The following is a 17,470-nucleotide window of genomic DNA, read 5'->3' on the forward strand; positions in this document are numbered from 1 at the left end:
AAACTCCTCCTATCGAATGGGTGGGGATAACCTCGTAATGTGGTATTTATCCATGTAACCACGGCGGTTACATGATCATTATGTAATCAGTATAGTTACAGCTCGGCCGTGTGTCAACGAATTATCGTGCAAACCCATACTCATTCCCTCTTCTGTTCTACTACGAAAACCCTTCTCCTTCTTTCATGATCAGGAGCGCCGAGTACTTCGGCTCATTCTAAGCTGGGGATGCTGCTCTAACGGACACCAGCGACCTTATCCGCTCATTTCCCAGGTATTTCCCAGTCTAACGGACCCAAATGACTCTATTTCGCTCTAAACGAGCTCATCCGGGCCGATTCGAGGGAAATAAGAGCATCTCTGTCCGTTACATTTTGCAAACCTCTGTTTTTCCGCAGATAGAGCCTCTGGAGTCCCTTAGCCTTCTCCTCCTCTCAGGTTCAGCAGTTGTAGTAAAGCGATCGCCCCACCTGAACGTACCTACTCCTACTCCAGCTTTCTTGGTTCATTGTTTAATGGAATAGCCGTAAAATGTGCAGTTACTTATCAGGATATGCTGCCACAGCGCTTGATTAAGTGTAAAACCTGCAATTACTACGCTATATTTCGAAGAAGAGGCAAAAAAGCGAGGAAATACTTGTATGAAATGCAATTAAACGAATGATTGGGTAAATGGATATAAAGTTAGTTGTATGATTTGCAATTAATGATCAGAGTAGAGTCGATCAAGCACACTTTTGCCCGCCATCCGATCAGGCGAATTAAATAGGCGCGGTAAAAAAAAATGCCCCAATCTCGGGGCATTTAACGCATTCACTTTCAGTTGGTTCTTACACAGCCGGCATATTCGCGGAAATATCCTCGACGATATCCTGCAGCGTAACGGCCTCCAGCGTCTTCTCCATCGCTTTTTGCGCTATGGAGAAGATCGGCTCGATCGCCGCCTGTATATTGCGTCCGACCGGGCAATCCGTGTTAGGGTGGTCGTGCACCGCAAACAATCCGTCTTCTTCCACGACATGCACCGCGCGGTAAATATCGAGCAGCGTAATGTCGCACAACTTGCGCGCCAGCCTGGTCCCGGCCACACCGGGGCGAACCTCCACCAGCCCGGCTTTATTCAACATGCTCATAATACGGCGAATGACAACCGGATTCGTATTCACGCTGCCGGAGATATACTCCGATGTACTAACCCCGTCCTTGTTGATTTCAAGCAGGGATAAAATGTGTATGGCCACAGAGAATCTGGAGCTGATCGTCAAGCGTATATCCCCCTTTCCAAACGTCAGTAACAATATTAGTTACAAACTGACCGGGGTGTCAATAACCTTGATCATTGATTTTTAAACAACGCGTGGATGACGGCATAGCTAATCAAACTGCGGTCCCGGTACACGCCGGACACCGCCTCCGGATGTTCGCCGAGAATGCCCTTTTGCAGGATCGCCGCTCCAAATCCCCTTTCCCGGGCACCGTTAAACGTAAAGGTCACGCAATGTTCCGCGGCAAACCCGCAGACGACGACAAAGTCGGTTTCCTGTTCCCGCAGCAGCTGCTCCAAATCGGTTTTCCAAAAAGCGTTGTTCCATTCCTTCGAAATGCGGAGATCCGCATCGGCGAGCTTAATTTCCGGAGTCACCTCAAATCCGGGCGAATGTTCGCCCATTTCCGTATCCTGAACCACCACGACCGGTCTCCCGGCATCCCGGAACAAATCGGCCACGGTGTTAATATATTCGCTAGCTGCGGACAGTTCGCTTTGCAGGCGCGGATCGGTTAATAAGCCCTTTTGCATATCGATGATTAATAAAGCCGGTTTCATTGGCGTGCCTCCTCAACAAACTCTCATTTTGGGGTCAATCATTTCTTACATTATACACACTTCCGCGCCCTATATTAAGCCTTACTGTAGCATTCTTCTCTCCTCTGGCGAAAAATATCGGCAAAACCTCTTGACCCTCACATTAATGTCAGGGTTTATAATGAATCCGGAAGGCAGGTGAGGTTAGGTTTTATGAAGATCGGGGAATTGTCGAAAGCGACCGGCGTCAGCATCCGTTCCCTCAGGTACTACGAGGAGCAAGGGCTGATCACCTCAGAGCGGCTAAACAACGGCTATCGTGATTATCACAGCTTAACCGCCGAGCAGGTAAAAACGATTCAGTTTTATTTGAGCCTCGGCCTGACCACGCAGCAAATCGCCGGTTTTCTGCAATGCGTGATGACGAGCCAAGAAGCGTTTTGCCGGGAGATTATGCCGGTGTACCGCAGCAAGCTGAAGGAGATTACCGAGCAAATTGAGCTGCTGCAAACGATCAAGTCCAATCTGGAAGAACGGATTCACTACATTTTAGAAGAAAATCCCGAAATGGAGATGATGGAATATGACGATCAGACGGATCGCCGATGCTAACGAATTCAACCGGGAAAGCGCGTCCGCAGAAGTGGTGCTTGCCGATTTTGACGCCCCGTGGTGCCCGCCGTGCAAGGTGCTTTCACCGATTCTGGAAGAGCTGCATGAGGAACTGCAAGGAGCCGTCCCCCTGCTCCAAGTAAATTGCGACGACCATCCGGAACTGGCTTCGCAATACGGAATCATGTCGATGCCTACGGTCATTTTGTTCCACCACGGAGAGCCGATGGAGAAGCTGATCGGCCTGAGACCTAAAGAAGTGTACCGCCAACTGATCCTCAAATACCGCGATTCCGTACGCCAGGCACAATAAACGGAAGTTAGCCGCAAAAAGATACCGCCTTGCTCCTTCGTTCAAGAAGGGACCAAGGCGGTATCTCTTTATCCGTAGGCGGTTAGATCGGGGATTTGTTTGGCTTGCTCGATGAACGGACCTTCCAGTAAGTTGTTAAACGCCAAATGCGTCGCCCGCAAACTGAGCAGCCGATCCCCCGGCTTCAGGCCGAATTGCTCCCACGTCCCTGGCGGCAGCGTAAAATAGCGGTTACAGTTCAAATGAACCCAGCAGAACGTACGTTCTTTAAACGTGATCGTCTCCCCTTCAGGGACGGCAAATTGCCGTAGTTGGGGAATGCTGGCGAAAACGGCCGCCAGCGGCGAATTTGCGATCATTTCCTTGCACACCACGCTGAAGCCCCGGACCGTATTGCGTCCCGTCATTAAAATGATGTTGGAATCCGGATGAATACCATACTCCTGCAGGGCTTGATCCGGCAGGTAAAACGATCCGTCGGCAAGTACTTTGCTCCATGCGTAAAAATACTTCCCGGACTTGGCAGTTACTGCCATACTCTCATCCCCCGAGCTAAATAATGATCGTTTCGTTACGTTAAAATCATCTCGCATGCAAGGCATCTGGAGATATGATATTCGTCACGCTTCCGGCAGCTTGTCTACCTTTTGAGCAATGTACAGCAGGTAAGCTCTAATCACAACAATTTTAAGCATCATATACAGCGGGATGGCCAAAATCATGCCCAGGATGCCCATGAAGTCGCCGGCGATCAACAACAGTACGATCGTGGTCAACGGATGAATGTTGATCGTCTTCCCGTAAATATACGGGGAAATCAAGTTGCCTTCGACTTGCTGGGCGACGACAACGATGATGATGACCCACAGCACCATCGAGGGCGAAACGGTAAATGCGACGATGACGCATGGGATCGCCCCGAGCAGTGCGCCAAAGTAAGGAATAAAGTTAAACAAAGCCATGACGATGGCGAGCAGCAGCGGATACGGCAAACCGACCAGCCAAAATCCGACGAAGCCCATAACGGCCAGCATCATGGCGCTGATCATCCGGCCGGCGATGAACCCCTTCAGCATGTTGTCGATCTCATGGATGACCTGTTCGCCATCGGTCCGGTAACGGACCGGAAGCATCCGCACCAAAGAAGGCGTCACCCGCACGTCTTCTTTCAGCATGTAATACAGAAAAATCGGTACGGTCCCCACAATGATCACAAAATTGTTCAAAAAGCTAAACACATGCGATACGTATCCGCTGACCGCATTCAAGGTCGAATTGATGTATTCGGTCACCTTGTTCATGATTTCCGGGCTGCTTTCGCTTGTGACGAACGAAAAATAGCGGCTGCTGCGGATTTCGTTCATTTGCTCCTGCAAGCTGGTCATGAGTTTCGGGACGTTGTTCATAAACTCGAACAATTGCTTTTGCAGCGGCGGCCAAACGACCATAAAAAAGATCGTGACAACACCGGCAAAAAGCAGGTAGATCAGCAGGATCGACAGGATCCGATTCCATTTTTTCCGCTCCAGAAATTGCACGACCGGGCGCAGCAAATAATAAAGGAACCCGGAAATCGTCAAGGGCACGATCAAAATTTGCACCAAAGTGACGAACGGAATGAAGATAAAACTGACCTTGGACAGCAAATAAATGATCGTCAGCAGCATGATAATCCCTAACGAAATCCGATAAAAAGGATGTTTCATCATAAAAGTTGTCCCTCCTTTCTTTTAGGAAGATATGCGTATCCGTTAGCCTCATTCCTCCGGCAAAGCATCCCAAGCGGCATCCAGCAGCGCATCGAACCATGCGTCGTCCGCTTCGATTCTGGCATCCACGGCCATAAACTCGGCTTCAATGCCGGGTTCTCCCGCATAATGCAGGCTGTAGTCCCAATCTCCACCGTCTTTGCTGTAAAAGGTAATTTCATATCCTGCTTTATGGGAGCTTACTTGAAAGACGGTTTTGCCGGTGTAGGATCCGTCCTCCTGTTTCTTCATTTGGGCTTCCACAATTGTCAATTCTTCCATCATGTCTACTCCTTTACCCGGATTCACATTTTTTGTCTTGTTTAATGCCTGTACAACCTTACTGCAATATCGTACCATGTTTTATGTTAAGATCAATAACGGTATTCGGTACAACAAGAGTAAAGGTGGATTCCATTGTCTAAACGCAAAAAAAACATGCTGACTCCCGCAAAAGTGTTGACCTTCGGGTTTGCGTTAACGATCATTATCGGCGCTTTCCTGCTTTCGCTTGGGCCGGCTTCGGCCGGCGGCCAAAAACTGGCGCTGACGGACGCCTTCTTTATGGCAACCTCGGCCACCTGTGTAACCGGACTGGCCGTTGTGGATACGGGAACGCAGTTTTCGTTATTCGGGCAAATTGTGATCTTGGTGCTTGTCCAAATCGGCGGCCTCGGTTTTACGACCATCGGCACGCTGATCTCGCTCGCCTTCAATCGCCGCATTTCCCTGCGCGACCGGCTGGTTCTGCAAGAAACGCTGAACTATAATGCGATCGGAGGACTGCTGCAGTTAATCATTAAAATTTGCATTTATACCTTCAGCATCGAGTTCGTCGGCGCCTTGCTCCTGGCCGTGAGATTTTCCCAGGACATGCCTTTGGCCCAAGCGCTCTTCTTTGGAGTGTTTCACAGCGTGTCGATCTTTAACAACGCCGGGTTTGATTTGTTCGGCAAAATCCACGGCCCGTTCAGCGGGTTGGCGGAATACGTGAGCGATCCGTTTATCAATATCGTTGTCATGACGCTCATTTTTCTTGGCGGAATCGGCTTCATCGTCATTTCCGATTTGGTGAACTATCGCCGTACGCGCCGGCTGTCCCTGCATTCCAAAATCGTGCTGACCATGACTCTGATCCTAACGGTGGTCGGAGCGCTGATTATAGTCGCCATCGAATCCTCCAATCCGCATACGCTGCAGCAAATGAGCTGGCTGGATCGGATCATGGCCGCCTTTTTCCATTCCGTCAGCGCGCGATCCGGCGGGCTCAGCACCGTCAGCGTGTCGGATATGGAGCAGTCCAGCCAGTTTCTGCTTATCCTGCTAATGTTTATCGGCGCGGCGCCGGGCTCTACGGCCGGCGGGATCAAGGTGACGGTATTCGCCATATTGCTGGGTGCCATTTATGCGATGATACGCGGGAAAGAAGATATCGTCTTTTTTCGCGAACGTCTGTCCAAAGAGTCGATCATCAAGGCGATCACCCAAACCTGGCTGGCCATGTTTCTCGTCATATTTGTGGCCATGGCGCTCTCCGCGTTGGAAGATCATGCCTTTTTGCCGCTGCTGTTCGAGGCGACATCCGCTTTTGCGACCGCCGGCTTAAGCTTGGACTTAACCCCTGAGCTCACGAACATCAGCAAATGGATTCTTTGCGTCGTCATGTTCCTGGGGCGGATCGGGCCGCTTACGCTCGCTTATGCGTTCACCTCGAAATCGAAAAAAGAGCTGCTGCGTTACCCCGAAGGGAAAATAATTATCGGCTAAGCTGCCTAAACCATCGGTTGATTACTAAAATCGTGAAGAATGATGTATGATAAAACAATAACCAAATTGTAAAAACGGAGGAGAACACCATGTCCGATTTTCAAACCAAATTAGAAAAATACGCTGAGTTGGCCGTAAACATCGGCGTAAATATTCAACAAGGCCAAAATTTGATCATCAACTGTGCGATTGATTCCGCCGAGCTGGTGCGGCTGATCGTGAAGAAAGCCTATGAAGCCGGGGCCCGGTTCGTCAAGGTCAACTGGAGCGACGACACCGTCACCCGCCTCAGATACGATATGGCAGCGGAGGAATCTTTTCTGGACGAACCGAAGTGGTATGCGGGCGAGATGCTGGAGTATGTGGAAAACGGCGCTGCCGTCCTGCATGTCATGTCCTCGGACCCCGATTTGCTCAGCGGCGTGTCCACGGAGCGGTTAACCAATCACCAGAAAACTTACGGCAAAGTGATGAGCAAATACCGGGAGATGCAGATGTCCGATAAATTCAGCTGGTCGATCGTTGCGGTCCCTTCCAAGGCCTGGGCGGCCAAAGTGTTCCCCGATCTTCCCGCGGATCAGCAAATCGATGCGCTCTGGGAAGCTATTTTCCGCACCGTCCGCCTGGACCGTCCCGATCCGATCGCGGCCTGGAAAGAGCATATCGCCAATCTGCTGCAGAAATCCGATTATTTGAACGCCAAAAAATATAAGAAGCTCCATTACATAGCCCCCGGGACCGATCTCACCATCGAGCTTCCGGAAGGCCATCTCTGGGTCGCCGCCGAAAGCATCAATGCTAAGGGGCATACATTTTTGGCCAACCTGCCCACCGAGGAAGTGTTCACCGCTCCGCTCAAAACCGGAGTCAATGGAACGGTGTCCAGCACCAAGCCGTTAAGCTATCGCGGCACGATCGTGGACCGCTTCTCGCTGACGTTCGAAAACGGCCGGATCGTCGATTACAAGGCGGAAGTCGGCCAGGACGTATTGAAGCAGCTGGTCGAACTGGACGAAGGCTCCCATTATCTGGGCGAGGTGGCTTTGGTGCCGCACAGCTCCCCTATTTCTCAGTCCGGCATTCTGTTTTACAACACGCTGTTTGACGAAAATGCCTCCAATCATTTGGCGATCGGCAACGCGTATGCCTTCAACCTGGAGGGCGGAAAATCGATGTCCAAGGAAGAATTGGACCAGCGCGGCCTGAATTCCAGCTTGGCGCACGAAGACTTTATGGTCGGATCGGCCGAAATGGACATTTTCGGGGTTACGGAGGACGGCAAAGAAGAACCGATTTTCGCTAAAGGCAATTGGGCCATTTAACTACCGGGAACGCAAAAAAGCAGCCGCCATTGGAATATCCATTCCAGCCAGCGGCTGCTTTTTTGTGCAAAATCCTACCCATTGCTTTCGGCCGAAGCGGCGGCAGCCAGCGCGCTGCCCCGGCTCCGCTGAATAAGCACAGCGATAATGCTCAGGAGCGCGAGCAGCATCAGAAAGCCGGCCAGCAGCCAAGACGAGGCATGAGCACCCCCCAGATCCATCGTTTTCCCCATGATCAACGGCAATACGGCTCCTCCCACTCCTCCGGAAGCGATCAACAGGCTTGGCGTCGATTCCTCGGCTCCGACCAGCAGCTTGTTGGCAAATACAAGCGCGATGGAAAACAGCCCCGACATAAACAGACCAAACAGCAAAATGAGGATATATGTAACGGCCTTCCCCCCGGTCAAGGAAAACAGCGCAATCAGCACAAAGCTGACGATGCAGCTCCAGAGCACATAACGGCTGTAGGAGATTTTTTCCGCAAGTGTGCCGGCTACCAGACGGCCGCAAGTCATCGCGATCCAAAACAGCGTAACGCTGAACGCCGCGGACGGTTTATCCAGGCCCAGCTTCTCAATCAGCAGTGACGGCAGGAAGTTGACGAAGCTCATTTCGGTGCCGACGTAAAAAAAGAAGAACACGATAAAAACAGCGAGCAGCAGTCCTCTGATGCCTTGGTATTGCTTCAGCCATCCTCCCTGCTTATCCTGCTGCTTCCCTTTCGCATGCAGCACGCCGCGAAATTCGCCGAAGTTTCCCCTGCCCCAGGCAAACAGCATAACAAACGCCAGGCCCGCCACGATCAGGAACGAAAAGCGCCATACCTCAGCGCGGATAAAAAATCCCGCGGCCACCGGCATCAGCAGCGCGCCCAGCCCGAAAAACACCTCCAGCCGGCTCATAGCAACCGCGGTACCTTCCGTCACCGCAACGAGAATGATCGTGCCGATCACCGCCTCGATCATCCCGAATCCAAACCCCGCCACGGCCCCGATGGCGTACATCCATTCCCAAGGCGGCAGCAGCGAATAACAAACTTCAGCGAAACACAGCATCCCCGTCGCAATCAAAAGTCCATAAATTTTGCCGAATTTGGCGAGCAACAGCGGCGAAACGAGCACGCCAACCAAAAATCCGGCGAACTGGGCAAAAATAAGGCTGCCACCCGCACTGTAATCTTTGCCGTATTGTTCCAGCAGATTCGGCATCAAGGAGCCGACGACGACATGCGCCAGGCCGATCAGCAGGTAAGACCAGCATCCCAACCATATTAATCTCTTCATGTTCTCTCCCTCCGTGCATTACGATGCTTTCCCGCCCCGCGCCTTACGGAGCAGGTTTAAATTTTGGGCACACTCCATCTATTGTAATCGATTCCCTAAAGCGGCGTCATCTGCATCATGAACAAATGACAAGTTTGTTTTATTTATGGTAAATAGTTCCTATTTTCTCGTTGATAGAGTAAAATTAATAGAGTATCCAATCGATAGAATATCGTTTTTAGCAGAGATGAGAGGGAAACGCATGCAGAACCGGTTACAGTGCCTGCTATCCGCCAATTATTCGGAGCTGGACGAAGATGAGCAGAAACAAGTTTACGAAGCTTTTTATGAATGGGTGTATGGGACCATCTATCATATAGTCAAAGATCATCAGGCAACGGAGGATATCATTCAGGAAGCCTTTCTGAAAGTTATGCTGAAGAAGCCCGCCTTTAAGTCGGAAGCGAGCATGCGGGCTTGGCTCAGAACGGTATCCCGCAATATGGCGATCACCTACCTGCGCAAATACAAAAAATATATGCAACATCTGGAGCAGCCCGCCGCGATCGGCGAATTGGCCGTATCCTCCTGGAAAGACGGCTCGGTCGAGGACTCGGTGGAAACGAAGCTGATGGAAGAGGCGATCGTTTCGTATTTGCGCCGCTTGAAGCCGGAGTACCGCATGCTGGTCGAATACCGCTGGAGACTTGGGTTAAGCTACAGGGAGATCGCCGACAAACTGGGAGTTTGCGAAAATATCGTCCGCCAGCGGCTGTTTCGCACCCGGGAAGGCATCAAGAAAAAGCTGTACCACGAGTGGGAAAGAAGCCGGCATACTTGAAACAAAAACGAGGCTGCCCCTCAGGTCAAGTTAAGGACCTAAGAGGCAGCCTCCTCTATGTTATGCGCCGGCCTCCTCCAGCGGCTGAAGCTGCTGCCGGATTAATTTGACGCGTGAAATTCTCTTGTTGTCGGTTTCTTCCACCACGTAAGTAAATTCGCCGTATTCCACGGTTTGGCCAACCTGCGGCGGCAAAATATCGATTCGGGAATAGAGCCATCCGCCGATCGTATCGTAATCGTCGGAGTCGAGTTCCAGCCCAAACCGGTCATTGATCGATTCGATCAGCATCAATCCGTCCACCGAATAGATACCCGGCTCAATCTGCTCGATACCAGGGCGTTCCTCGTCGAACTCATCCTGAATCTCGCCGACGATTTCTTCGACGATATCCTCAAGCGTCACCATACCGGAGGTTCCTCCGTATTCGTCGATCAAGATGGCGATCTGCGTTCTTCCCCGCTGCATCCGTTTCATCAAATCACTGATTTGGGTGGATTCCGGAACCGCCATGATCGGCCGGATCAAGTCGCGTAAATTCCGGGTACTCGAGCGAATCAAATCTTTTATATGAATAAATCCAATGATATGGTCTTTGTCCTGATGACATACGGGATATCGGGTTCTTGTGCCTTCCAAGGCGATTTCCAGGTTTTCCTCCAGCGAATGCTGAGTATAAAGGCAAATCATTTCGGTCCGGGGGATCATAATTTCCCGCGCCGTCGTATCGGCAAATTCAAAAATGTTGTCCACCAGCGACATCTCCGTGCTGTCGATCAAGCCGCTTTCGCTGCTCTCCTTCATCATGACCCGGATTTCTTCCTCCGTATGCACAGAGTCCTGCCCGGTAGCCGGCGAAATCCTAAACAGACGCAAGAGGCCGGATGACAGGTTGTTCAGAATCCAAATGAACGGATACATGAGGCGATAAAACAGCAGCATAGGCCAGGCAAACCATAAGGTAATGGTTTCCGCCTTGCGGACGGCGATCGTTTTCGGGGAGAGCTCTCCCAGAACGATGTGCAGGACGGCGATGAGAATAAAGGCAACCGTTAACGAGACGAGATAAGCCGGCTTTTCGCCCAATCCCGTCAGTTCAAACAGCGGATTCAGCAGCCGGGCCACAACCGGCTCGCCCAGCCACCCCAGCCCCAGTGAGCTGAGCGTGATACCTACCTGGCACGCCGATAAGTAACCGTCCAAATGATTCAAGTGTCTTTTTACGATTACGGCTCGCCTTCGCCCTTCCTCCACCAACGCGTCGATGCGGGAGCTTCGAACCTTGACGATCGCAAATTCGGCAGACACGAAAAATCCGTTCAACAGTACCAGCAGCACCATCAGTCCTACTTGCAGAAGACTCGGTAAAGGGTCACTCAATACGTTTCCTATTCCCGCCTATCCAGCGGCAGCGGTGAATAGGTGCACCTCCTTCGCAGAATGGAATCGTACATCATTTTGTATTTTTCATTTATATAGAGCAGCGTCAACTTCCCAATGGAATCATCTCCCTTATAGGATACTTCGGCATAAACCGTGTTTATTATTAATTATATTATTATACACTACACAGTCAAACGCTTTGGTATGACATCGGTACTGGCGTATTCGGCCGCAAAAATGAAAAAGAACCCCCTTTCGCGAGGGAGTCCTAGTCCTATGCCTATCTGGTTGGCGGCGGGGCGCCGATGGTGCCGGGATATTGATAATACAAAGGTTCATCAAACGTTGCATAATCGAGGTTGACCATCAGCAAAACGATCCGCTGGCCGGTGTTCGGATCGCTGATGATGATGTGGTCGCGACCCGCGGCTTCGAGAACGCCTTTGAATATTTTGGCATTCCATTCGCGGTTGTTTTCGTAGGTCATGTAAAAGGTGCCGACTTTTCCCAGATTAAGACGTAAAATATTTTCAATATATGACTGCTCAAACGTCGGAATGGCCGACGGCACTACCGTGCCGCTGGGCGTCATCGGACTGCCGCTCGGCACTTGCGGCGGGAAGCCTGCGCCGGCTCCCATGGGAGCCATAAAACCCGCCCCTCCGGTTTGAACAGGCGAGACGTTATAGCCGGCGGGGTGTGCGACCGGCCGGTAAGACTGGGTAAACATGAATCGATTCCTCCTCATTTTACTTGCTTAGGTTTCGCTTTTTTTGCCGTGCCTAAGTATGCTTAAAAAACGCCGGGGCAAGTTTGCGCGTTGGGAGCAAAGAAGCAGTGCGCTTTGAAGCGCCCGGTATTTTGCTGATTGTACCACGTCCCGGGACAATTGCCGGCGGGCCTGAAGAACCACAGCGCATTGGACGCCGGCCAGACCCGCTCTCCGCCGATCACCCTCCGGGCTAAACGGATATCCCTGTCGCGCGCTCTCTGGTAGAAGTATCCTTTTTGCGTTGCTTCAAAGCCGCCGGGAGATTGAAACACCATCTGTTTCATTAGGCGAATATCCTGAAAATCAAGGCAATTTCCCAAGATCCGATTTACGCCTACGTTCCCGACCATCAGCATGCCCTGCTCCCCATCGCCTTCCGCTTCCGCGCGCATGAGACGCGCCAGCAGCTTGACGTCTTCCGAGTTTGCTTTAATGACCGCCAATCCCATCCCTCCTTCCTCCCTACTTGACGTTATATTGTATGTGCGAATGCCCATCCGGGTGTCTAACCCCCTAAAAAGAGCATTGTCAATAGATAGAAGCAATTTTTCATTGTGAATCCGATTACAATCTTGAACATTTTGTGGCTATTTCTATGGACGCGCTTACACGAATAGCATATACTGTTAAGTAAATAAATGTTTTTTATATGGTTATGGTGATTTCTTTATAAAAACGCTTTGCTTCACAACACCTTTTAGGAGGTTCCCCACATGAGAATCGCGATTATTGGCGGCGGCTTGGCCGGTTTGACGGCAGCGGCATACCTATCGGACAACAAGGAGACGGCTGGCACGGTGTTTGAACGGAGCCCGCAGTTGGGCGGCCGGGCTTTTACTTATGAAAAATCGGGATTTACGCTAAATTACGGAGCGCATGCGGTATACGGAATTGACAGACACACGCTCCATCACATGGAAGAAGAGCTAAACCTTAAATTTCAAAGCAAGCAGGTCGATAAACGCAAAGTGATGTACGCCAAGCACGGGCATTTGACGCCCGCTCCGCTCGATTTCGTCAACATCGTCAAGACGGATGTCCTGACTCCGCTGGAGAAGGTGCGATTCGTCAGCGAGATCGCTGCGGTGATCGGTAACATCCATCAGTTGAAGCATCATCGTACGTTGGGCGATTATCTCGAACATTCCCACGCCTCCGCCGATGTCAAAGAGCTGTGGGCGCATCTGGTCTGCTCCAATTTCTTCATTACGCCGGAGGAAGCCAGGAAGGTGCCCGGCGAGGTCATCGCCGAGTACTATCATAACCTGTTCCTCTCCCAGCGGCCGGTAAGCTATATTCTCGGCAGTTGGGCAACGATCACCGGCCAGTTGGTCGACAAGATCCGCGACAACGCAAACTGGGAAATCTCTGTGAAGGAGCCGGTCGAGTCGATTGTGATGGAAGACGGAAAGTTTGTGCTGAACACTAAAACGCGGGAGCGGCTAGAATACGATCAGGTTATTTTTGCAATGCCGGTACAGCAGGTCGCCAAGCTGCTGGAAAACTCGCCTTGGTCCGCTGCGCTTGAGCCGTATAAAGAGTCCACCTCCACCGAGGTGCTGGTGTACGACGTCGGCTTCTCAAAAGTCGTCGCGCGCCCCTTCCATTATATCAGCGACATGGATCATAAAATATTTATCAGCGACGTCTCGGCAACCGACTATACGGTGGCGCCGGCGCACGGCCAGCTGCTTCAGGGGATCGCCTACTTGAATGACGACTTTGCGGATGAGGAGCAAAAGAAACAATATCTGGAGCAGAAAACCGCGCAGATGGAAGCCCTGTTCGATACGTATTACCCGGATTGGCGGAATTTTGTCGAGGTCAAACGCGTTTCCAAAAAAGCGATGGTGGCCAGCGTCAAAAACATCTGCACAAACAAGCTGCTTCCGAACCGCTTGGCCGGCCTGCCGTTTTACTTCTGCGGCGACGGCTGCACAGGCAAAGGCGAGCTCGCCGAACGCGCTTTTTCCAGCGCGCGGACCGTAGCCCAGACGCTTTTGGCGGATACCGTACAAATTAAGGCCTATTCCCATTAGCAGGATCCAAAAACAAAAACAGAAGCGAACGCGAGTAGCCGGATTAAGGCGCTCCGTTGCTTCTGTTTTTTTATGGACGTATTACCTTTCAACCTGGCGACTTCCTTTCCTGGTCTGATTTAAAGTTTAAAGTGTGCTGCGGTATTTCCGGAATTCCTGCACTTCCGTCCGATGCGTATTCCGTACCCGTTCAAAGCTGTGGTAACGCTGGCCTTGAAACGTCAGCTTTCCTTCGTCTCCTTCCGCGCATTGGCCGTATTCCAGGCCGTTGACGACAAATTCCAGCCGGTCGCCGCTCTCGACCTCAAATGTAACATAATATTTCGTGTCCGAACGGTTGACCGATGTCTCGGTATCATGGCGATGGGAAACCTCCGTCCGCTTCCCGACAATCACCGAATTTACGCTGAGTACGGGCTGCCTGCTGCTGGCAAAAAAGCGCCACACCCCTCCCGCGGCCGAAATCACGACGATCGCCGTAAGCACAACGAGCAGGATCGGCAGCGCGGTTTCCATCATATCGAACATTTCCACCCATGACTGCATGGTTCGCCCTCCTTCATAGAGGCTATGGCCTGCTACTTTTGTCCCTCTCCTTCCTTTCCTAAGTATATGCCGGTTAACTTGAAACTTGTTATTCACCTCCGGCGTAAATTATGCCACTCTTGTCCCACAAAATAGCAAAAAAAACTCCGGCTCGTTAATCGAACCGGAGGGTTAGCCAAACTGGTCTGCCAGCGAATAAGAATCAAGCATAATATTCAAACAGCAATTGGCGGGTTTCTGCGGCGCCGTCGGCTTCAGGTTCGGTCTCCAAAAGCCCCTTCTCCGCCCAGCAAGCCTGGCACATGTCTTCGGTCGTGCATAAATGAGCGTCTTCGCAGGTGTAGCAAAATTGGAGATAATTGCGGGTTACCGTGTCTTGCGTTGTCGTTTTCATCACTATTCACTCCTGCCTTGGAATTTGGAGCGCCGCTCCAATTTGCTGCTGTTTCCTTTACAAGTTAAATTTATCACAAATCCTGCATTTTATATGTGATTATTTTCACATAGTCTGAAAAATAAAAAAGCATGGCCGCATTGCCATACTTTTTCACTTTTGATATTCACGCTATCTGAAGGCGCAGACAGGCTTACAGCACATGCCAGCTCGTTCCCCCGTCTCTCGTCTGCAGCAGCAGCGAACGTTTCTGATCTTCTTTGGCCACCAGCAGCCAGCCTACTCTGGAGGAAAAGAACTGCAGTTTCACCACTTCCGGATAATCGGCCACGATATCAACCAGCTTCGCGCTTCGCGGCAACGGCGTCCAATGATTGCCTTGATCCGAAGTATAGTAAACGGTCGAGCCCATCATCGTCCAGCCTTCGTTTCGCGTCAAAAAGGTCGGCGCCAATTCCTCATTGAATCCGGTCTGCCACGATAAATTGAAAGGGACCAGCGTCCAGGTGGCTCCGGCATCCTGGGTGAAGTAACCGTTAAACTTGGTGGCTTCATCGCGGGTACAGCCGACCGGGACCCAGCCTGAACTGCCATCCCCGAAGAGCGAGACATTGCCGACGATAAATCGATCACAGGTTTTGAATTTTGCGGCATCAAAGAAGCTCTCTTTTTTCGCCCATGTATCTCCCCCGTTATCCGTGGTATACAGTGCGGGTTGTCCTGCTTCAATCTCGCTGACGAATCCGTTTAGCTCATCGACAAAGGCCATCGACATCGGGGTCCCCTGCCCCAGTCCCGATCGCGCTGATGGATTGAGCGCAAAGCTGTTCGGGTCCGGAGCCCCCATAATCGGATCAAACGTTGCTCCCCCGTCTTCCGTCGCGTAGAGCACTCTTTCACTACGCCCCGAGTCGCTCGTTTTATTGGTCAATATCCAGCCGTTAGACTCGTTGGAAAAATAAATCCCCTCAACCTGGTCCCCTCCCGGAAATGAAGAGACCTTCCAAGTGATGCCCCCGTCTTCCGTCCTTAAGACGATCGCGTCATCCAAACCGGCGGCATTGCGCACAATCCAACCGTGCATCGGATCGATAAAAAAGATCTCTTTGCCGAAACGCGGCGTGCTCGGAAACAGCACCGAAGCGGCCGGGGAAATATTCGTCCAGGTCTGCCCGTTGTCTCGGGTAAGATACAGCCTCAGCTCGCTTTGGGTACAACCCCAGGCCAGCCCGGTAGTCGTGCTGAGCAACTGAAAATCGGTTAAGCGCGTTTGAATTTGATATTGGTTGTTGTTCCCGTCCTCCGCGGGAGCTTTCGTTTCCACTCCCAGATTTTCAGAGGAGTCGGGGTTAATGACGGTGAGCGTCTGCCCTTTTTCTTCCGGCGGCTCCGGCTGTGCCTGATTCGCTTCCGGCGGCTGCTCGGCCGTACAGGCCGTCAGCAGCAGGCATCCGGACAGTGAAACTGCGATAACATAACGCCATAACTTCAAAAAGACTACCTCACTTTCAACCACATGCTGATTGTTTATTATATCATAGCGTGATCGAAGTCTTCAGGGACCGGAATTACAGCCGCGGATCTTTGGCAAAATTTACGCTAACATGTTGATTGGGCTTGTAAACGGCAAAGGCATAGCCTTTTTTCTGCAAATATTCGATAACCTCCGGAAGGATTTCCACGGTTTGCGCCTTTTCGTGCATTAAAATCACTTCGGTATCCCGGTGTACCTGGCGTTTGACCTCCTTCAAAATGCGTTGGGGGTTGCCCGAATAACGCCAATCCTGGGAATCGACCGTCCAGTCCCACATCTTAAACCCCGCATCGGCGATATCGCCGCGGAATTGTTTGCCGATCTCCGGCTTGCTGCCGTACGGCGCCCTGATCAGTGTCGGCGAAACTCCGGTGATCTTGGCCATCAGCTTTTGTTCCTGCTTGAATTCTTTAATGAAATTGTCCGAATTTCCGCTGTCGTAGATTTTTTTCTTGCTGTGGCTCATGCTGTGCAGTCCAACATAATTGCCGGCTTCAACCGCATCCTTCACGGTTTGCTCATGGCCTGAAAGCTGATTTCCGATCATAAAAAAAGTGCCGTGAATCTGATATTTAGCCAAAATATCCATAATTTCCTCTGTATGCTTGCTCGGACCGTCATCGAAAGTCAAATATATCACCTTTGGCTGCTTAACGGCGGACGGTTTAACGTTCTCAGAGTTTCCTGCCTTCGCGTCGGTTGAAGTTGCTTCCTGCGGAGTTGTTTTAGCCGGTGTCGGCGGCTCCTGTTTTGGCTCCGACGGCTGGACGGCCGAGTCTGCATTTTTGCCGGCCAGATTGGCGGATACGACGGCTGTTGTGGAGTGTTTGACTACTGCGCTTGGCTTACCGTGGTTCAGATACGAATATACGGCAATCCCCGACAAAGTTAATGATACGACGGCAAGCGACACGGCGGTCACCTTGATCCATTTCGTTTTCCGCTCGGATTTGGTGCGCGCGGTGCGGGTGGAATGATTTTGTGTGCTTCTGCTGGTGTACGGCATTTGAATAGTTCCTCTCTCATTTCATTATTACTAGAATAATATAAAATGAGCGATTCGTCCTTACAGAATCGTTAATCGCAGGTTACAAAGTCATTACAGAATTTTATGGATTAATGCTATTAAG

19 protein-coding genes are annotated in these 17,470 nt (G+C 51.2%); 6 read left to right on the forward strand and 13 right to left on the reverse strand.

Annotation, left to right across the window (positions count from 1 at the left end; genetic code table 11):
- Positions 1-830: 830 nt before the first annotated feature.
- Positions 831-1,265, reverse strand: coding sequence for an Rrf2 family transcriptional regulator (locus tag ACLD72_RS08275; protein WP_410999022.1), 435 nt, complete (start codon positions 1,263-1,265; stop codon positions 831-833).
- Between the two features lie 71 nt (positions 1,266-1,336).
- The gene (locus ACLD72_RS08280; RefSeq protein WP_410999024.1) at positions 1,337-1,825 is read right to left on the reverse strand and encodes a cysteine hydrolase family protein; all 489 of its coding nucleotides are present in this window, start codon (positions 1,823-1,825) and stop codon (positions 1,337-1,339) included.
- Positions 1,826-2,017: 192 nt separating this feature from the next.
- Here ACLD72_RS08280 and ACLD72_RS08285 point away from each other — a divergent pair, with 192 nt between their 5' ends.
- Both ACLD72_RS08285 and trxA read left to right on the forward strand, forming a co-directional pair.
- Entirely contained in the window at positions 2,018-2,416 is a 399-nt protein-coding gene (locus tag ACLD72_RS08285; RefSeq protein WP_251594966.1) for a MerR family transcriptional regulator, read from the forward strand.
- Complete coding sequence (trxA, locus tag ACLD72_RS08290; RefSeq protein ID WP_410999026.1) at positions 2,388-2,729, forward strand: thioredoxin; 342 nt, start codon at positions 2,388-2,390, stop codon at positions 2,727-2,729. The genes ACLD72_RS08285 and trxA overlap by 29 nt, the downstream gene beginning before the upstream one ends.
- Positions 2,730-2,797: 68 nt before the next feature.
- Here trxA and ACLD72_RS08295 read toward each other — a convergent pair whose 3' ends face one another.
- The 3 genes from ACLD72_RS08295 to ACLD72_RS08305 form a co-directional block, all read right to left on the reverse strand.
- On the reverse strand, positions 2,798-3,265 hold the full coding sequence (locus tag ACLD72_RS08295) for a hypothetical protein (RefSeq protein ID WP_128633650.1): 468 nt from the start codon (positions 3,263-3,265) through the stop codon (positions 2,798-2,800).
- Positions 3,266-3,349: 84 nt separating this feature from the next.
- Positions 3,350-4,438, reverse strand: a complete 1,089-nt coding sequence (locus tag ACLD72_RS08300) for an AI-2E family transporter (protein ID WP_410999028.1) — start codon at positions 4,436-4,438, stop codon at positions 3,350-3,352.
- Between the two features lie 48 nt (positions 4,439-4,486).
- Positions 4,487-4,759, reverse strand: coding sequence for a hypothetical protein (locus ACLD72_RS08305; protein WP_410999205.1), 273 nt, complete (start codon positions 4,757-4,759; stop codon positions 4,487-4,489).
- Between the two features lie 156 nt (positions 4,760-4,915).
- On the opposite strand from ACLD72_RS08305, the gene ACLD72_RS08310 reads away from it, so the two are divergent.
- Entirely contained in the window at positions 4,916-6,244 is a 1,329-nt protein-coding gene (locus tag ACLD72_RS08310) for a TrkH family potassium uptake protein (protein ID WP_410999207.1), read from the forward strand.
- A gap of 89 nt (positions 6,245-6,333) precedes the next feature.
- Positions 6,334-7,566, forward strand: coding sequence for an aminopeptidase (locus ACLD72_RS08315; protein ID WP_410999030.1), 1,233 nt, complete (start codon positions 6,334-6,336; stop codon positions 7,564-7,566).
- A 74-nt stretch (positions 7,567-7,640) separates the two neighbouring features.
- On the opposite strand, the gene ACLD72_RS08320 is transcribed toward ACLD72_RS08315, so the two are convergent.
- Positions 7,641-8,852 (reverse strand): MFS transporter, encoded by a 1,212-nt coding sequence (locus ACLD72_RS08320; RefSeq protein WP_410999032.1) that lies wholly within the window; start codon positions 8,850-8,852, stop codon positions 7,641-7,643.
- A gap of 241 nt (positions 8,853-9,093) precedes the next feature.
- On the opposite strand from ACLD72_RS08320, the gene ACLD72_RS08325 reads away from it, so the two are divergent.
- The gene (locus tag ACLD72_RS08325; RefSeq protein WP_410999034.1) at positions 9,094-9,672 is read left to right on the forward strand and encodes an RNA polymerase sigma factor; all 579 of its coding nucleotides are present in this window, start codon (positions 9,094-9,096) and stop codon (positions 9,670-9,672) included.
- Positions 9,673-9,732: 60 nt separating this feature from the next.
- On the opposite strand, the gene ACLD72_RS08330 is transcribed toward ACLD72_RS08325, so the two are convergent.
- The 3 genes from ACLD72_RS08330 to ACLD72_RS08340 form a co-directional block, all read right to left on the reverse strand.
- Positions 9,733-11,052, reverse strand: coding sequence for a hemolysin family protein (locus ACLD72_RS08330; protein WP_410999036.1), 1,320 nt, complete (start codon positions 11,050-11,052; stop codon positions 9,733-9,735).
- A 283-nt stretch (positions 11,053-11,335) separates the two neighbouring features.
- The gene (gerQ, locus tag ACLD72_RS08335) at positions 11,336-11,785 is read right to left on the reverse strand and encodes a spore coat protein GerQ (RefSeq protein ID WP_410999038.1); all 450 of its coding nucleotides are present in this window, start codon (positions 11,783-11,785) and stop codon (positions 11,336-11,338) included.
- Between the two features lie 62 nt (positions 11,786-11,847).
- Complete coding sequence (locus tag ACLD72_RS08340; RefSeq protein ID WP_410999040.1) at positions 11,848-12,270, reverse strand: cell wall hydrolase; 423 nt, start codon at positions 12,268-12,270, stop codon at positions 11,848-11,850.
- 270 nt (positions 12,271-12,540) lie between these two features.
- Between ACLD72_RS08340 and ACLD72_RS08345 the strand changes: the two genes are divergently transcribed.
- Positions 12,541-13,866 (forward strand): phytoene desaturase family protein, encoded by a 1,326-nt coding sequence (locus ACLD72_RS08345; RefSeq protein WP_410999042.1) that lies wholly within the window; start codon positions 12,541-12,543, stop codon positions 13,864-13,866.
- A gap of 126 nt (positions 13,867-13,992) precedes the next feature.
- Here the strand turns inward: ACLD72_RS08345 and ACLD72_RS08350 are convergent, their stop codons facing one another.
- From ACLD72_RS08350 to ACLD72_RS08365, 4 genes are all read right to left on the reverse strand, one after another.
- Complete coding sequence (locus ACLD72_RS08350; protein WP_410999044.1) at positions 13,993-14,412, reverse strand: DUF2500 domain-containing protein; 420 nt, start codon at positions 14,410-14,412, stop codon at positions 13,993-13,995.
- 202 nt (positions 14,413-14,614) lie between these two features.
- Positions 14,615-14,806 carry a hypothetical protein gene (locus ACLD72_RS08355; RefSeq protein ID WP_410999046.1) on the reverse strand — a complete coding sequence of 64 codons (192 nt, stop codon included), beginning with the start codon at positions 14,804-14,806 and terminating at the stop codon, positions 14,615-14,617.
- A 193-nt stretch (positions 14,807-14,999) separates the two neighbouring features.
- Positions 15,000-16,298 carry a WD40/YVTN/BNR-like repeat-containing protein gene (locus tag ACLD72_RS08360; RefSeq protein WP_410999048.1) on the reverse strand — a complete coding sequence of 433 codons (1,299 nt, stop codon included), beginning with the start codon at positions 16,296-16,298 and terminating at the stop codon, positions 15,000-15,002.
- 76 nt (positions 16,299-16,374) lie between these two features.
- Complete coding sequence (locus ACLD72_RS08365; RefSeq protein WP_410999050.1) at positions 16,375-17,346, reverse strand: polysaccharide deacetylase family protein; 972 nt, start codon at positions 17,344-17,346, stop codon at positions 16,375-16,377.
- Positions 17,347-17,470 lie beyond the last annotated feature (124 nt).

Source organism: Paenibacillus lacisediminis, from assembly GCF_046567315.2.